The 2,997-nt window shown below is 64.4% G+C and carries 5 protein-coding genes; 4 read left to right on the top strand and 1 reads right to left on the bottom strand.

The window, feature by feature from the left end; genetic code table 11:
* A partial coding sequence (locus tag EN994_RS24875) for a hypothetical protein (RefSeq protein WP_164746152.1) occupies positions 1-268 on the bottom strand: 268 nt, incomplete at its 3' end.
* Between the two features lie 280 nt (positions 269-548).
* On the opposite strand from EN994_RS24875, the gene ccmA reads away from it, so the two are divergent.
* From ccmA to EN994_RS24855, 4 genes are all read left to right on the top strand, one after another.
* On the top strand, positions 549-1,172 hold the full coding sequence (gene ccmA / locus EN994_RS24870; RefSeq protein ID WP_063169544.1) for a heme ABC exporter ATP-binding protein CcmA: 624 nt from the start codon (positions 549-551) through the stop codon (positions 1,170-1,172).
* 28 nt (positions 1,173-1,200) lie between these two features.
* Positions 1,201-1,866, top strand: a complete 666-nt coding sequence (gene ccmB, locus EN994_RS24865; protein ID WP_024504965.1) for a heme exporter protein CcmB — start codon at positions 1,201-1,203, stop codon at positions 1,864-1,866.
* Positions 1,867-1,989: 123 nt separating this feature from the next.
* Positions 1,990-2,157 (top strand): heme exporter protein CcmD, encoded by a 168-nt coding sequence (gene ccmD / locus EN994_RS24860; protein ID WP_013528831.1) that lies wholly within the window; start codon positions 1,990-1,992, stop codon positions 2,155-2,157.
* Complete coding sequence (locus EN994_RS24855; protein ID WP_063169543.1) at positions 2,154-2,729, top strand: DsbE family thiol:disulfide interchange protein; 576 nt, start codon at positions 2,154-2,156, stop codon at positions 2,727-2,729. The genes ccmD and EN994_RS24855 overlap by 4 nt, the downstream gene beginning before the upstream one ends.
* Positions 2,730-2,997: the final 268 nt, after the last annotated feature.

Here is a 2,997-nt window from a genome sequence, read left to right as displayed (position 1 = left end):
GCACGCGGGCCGGCCGATAGGCGATCTCGACGCCGGCGGTGCCCTTGTCGGCCAGCCAGCCGGCCACCGCCTGGATCGATTCCTTGGTGACGGAGCGGCCGTCTTCGTTGCGCAGCAGGTTTTCCAGCAGCACCTTCATCGAATAGGGCAGTTGCGAGATGCCGGTAAGGCCGTTCTTTTCGGCCTCGATGAGATCGAAATAGGCATATTCAGCGCCGCCTGCGGTCAGCGTGCGGCGGCAATTGAAACTGTCGAGGGATTTTGACACGTGCGATCCTTGTCTGTTCAGCCTGAAAGGGAACGGACGCCGATGGCATGCAATCACGCGCAAAGGTGCGGGTACGGCCATTTCCGCTGTCCGTTCCCAAGCAACCCGAGCCGTTCAAGGCGGCGCGTGCGCTGGTTCGGCGCTAATTCTGTTCCCGTGCCGACCGCTGGCACGGATGCACCGCATATAGAGAATTTTCTGGAATAGTTCTAGACAGTTGGAAAGCAATTTTGTGCGATGCGGCAGCGGCCGCGACACATGGTTTCAGGGCAGGCGAGGAATGCGGCTGATCGCCGAAAATCTGGGCGGCGAGCGAGGCGGCGACGCGGTGTTTTCCGGCATCGGCTTTGCCTTGGAGGAGTGTCAGGCGCTTATCGTCACCGGGCCGAACGGATCGGGCAAGTCGACCTTGCTGCGGATCATCGCCGGGCTGCTGCCGGCGGCGGAAGGCAGCGTGAGGATTGAGGGCGTCATGAAGGTCGAAGACGGGGGCGAAGCGTTTCCGTCTGTTGCCTCGGCCTGTCACTATCTCGGCCACCAGAACGCAATGAAGCCGGCGCTCAGCGTGGCGGAGAATTTGCGCTTTTGGCGAGACTTCAATGGCGACGGACAGCTCGGCGTCGAAGAGGCGCTGGAAACGGTCGGGCTCGGCGGCATCGGCCACCTGCCGTTCGGCTATCTATCGACCGGGCAGCGGCGCCGCGCGGCGATCGCCAGGCTTTTGGTCAGCCACCGGCCATTGTGGCTGCTGGACGAGCCGACGGCGGGGCTGGACAAGGCGGCGGAGGCGCGGTTTGCGGGGTTGATGGCGAGGCATTGCGCGGATGGCGGGATGATTGTCGCGGCGACGCATCTGCCGCTCGGGATCGAGGGGATGGAGTTGAGGATGGGGGAAGCCGGTTGATGGTGTCTGGGCGAAAGCATCTCAAACCATGCTAGCGCTCTTCCTGCGCGACATCCGCCTCAACATTCGTGCCGGCGGCGGAGCGCTGACCGGGGTCATCTTCTTCCTCGCCGTCATCGTCACCATCCCGTTCGGGGTCGGGCCGGACCTGAAGCTGCTGGCCCGCATCGGACCGGCCATCCTGTGGATCGGCGCGCTGTTGTCCTGCCTGCTCGGGCTCGACCGGTTGTTCCAGGCCGATCGCGAGGACGGTTCGCTCGATCTCCTGGTGCTCGGCAACGATCGCCATATGCTGGCTCTGACAGTGCTGGTGAAATGCCTGGCGCATTGGGCGGGCAGCGTGCTGCCGCTGGTCATTGCGGCTCCCTTGCTCGGCCTGTTCATGAACATGGAGCCGCTCGGCATCGGCGCCACGGCGCTGACGCTGCTGGTCGGCACGCCGGCCATCACGTTCATCGGCGCCGCCGGTGCGGCGGTGGCGGTGGCGCTGCCGCGTGGCGGGCTGCTGATCTCGGTGCTGGTGCTGCCACTGACCATCCCGGTGCTGATCTTCGGCGTTTCGGCAAGCTATGGGGCGACCGCCAATCCCGACCCGTTTCTGCAGCCCTTCCTCATTCTTGCCGCGCTGACCCTGTTTCTTGGCGTGCTGGGTCCGGTCTCGGCGGCGCTGGCGCTGCGCCATGGCACGGATTGACGCAGCGTATGACTGCGGCTCGGCGACCGATTGCGAAGCCGACGGAGCGAGGCTAAGGAAAAGCATGTCTAGACTGGGCGACATGATCGGCTTGGAAGGCCCCACTTCAGCGGGACCTGCCGCATGAGTGCGCATGCACTCTACGTGACCGCCGCCTATGGCATCACTGCCGTGGTGCTGGCCGGATTGATCGGCTGGATCCTGCTCGACCAGCGGGCGCGCAAGCGTGAGCTTGCCGAACTGGAGGCGTCCGGCGTGAGGCGTCGCTCCGACAAGGTCGCCAAGCCATGAGCACCGAAACGGAAACGCCGCCGCCCAGTCGTCGCCTGTTCGTGCTTCTGCCGCTGCTGATCTTCCTCGGCCTGGCCGGACTGTTCCTGTCGCAACTGCTGTCGGGGCGCGATGCTTCGGAAGTGCCGTCGGCCCTGATCGGCCTGCCTGCGCCGCAAACCAGCCTGCCGGCGCTGGAGGGCTCAAACCTGCCGGGGCTCGATTCGAAAACCTTCGCCGGCAAGGTCACATTGGTCAACGTCTTCGCGTCGTGGTGCGCGCCATGCCGCGAAGAGCACCCGGTGCTTCTGGCGTTGTCGCAGGATAAGCGTTTCACCATGGCAGCGCTGAACTACAAGGACCGGCCCGAAAACGCACGCCGGTTCCTCGGCGATCTCGGCAATCCGTTCCAGGCGATAGGGGTCGACGAAGCGGGCCGCGCGGCGATCGACTGGGGCGTCTACGGCGTGCCGGAAACCTTCGTCATCGGCAAGGACGGCAAGATCGCCTACAAACATGTCGGCCCGCTGACGCCCGAGACGGTGCAGGCGTTGCTGTTGCCGCAGATCGACAAGGCACTGGCGGCGCATTGATATTCAGGTGATGCCGGCCTGCAAACAGCGGCTTCCTGCGCTTCCGGTGCTCGCGTACCAAAAGTACGCTCCGCTCCGGTTCTCGGAAACCACCGTTTTCGACTCGGCCTGACCTGAATCTCAACGCACCTTGGCGGCGCGTCTTATCGGGCTTGAGATCAGCCGTAGATCTGCTTGTGGATCTGGTAGAGCATTTCCGAGCGGTCGGCGCGCATGTCGGCCAGATCGCGGCTGGAAAAGCTGTCGATTTCGGCGACAAGGCGGTTGT

The sequence above is a fragment of the Mesorhizobium sp. M7A.F.Ca.CA.002.09.1.1 genome, assembly GCF_003998555.1.
In the GTDB taxonomy this organism is placed as follows: Bacteria; Pseudomonadota; Alphaproteobacteria; order Rhizobiales; family Rhizobiaceae; genus Mesorhizobium; species Mesorhizobium ciceri.
Note: the sequence above shows the minus strand (reverse complement) of the source record. Positions and strands in the feature narration are given on the sequence as shown.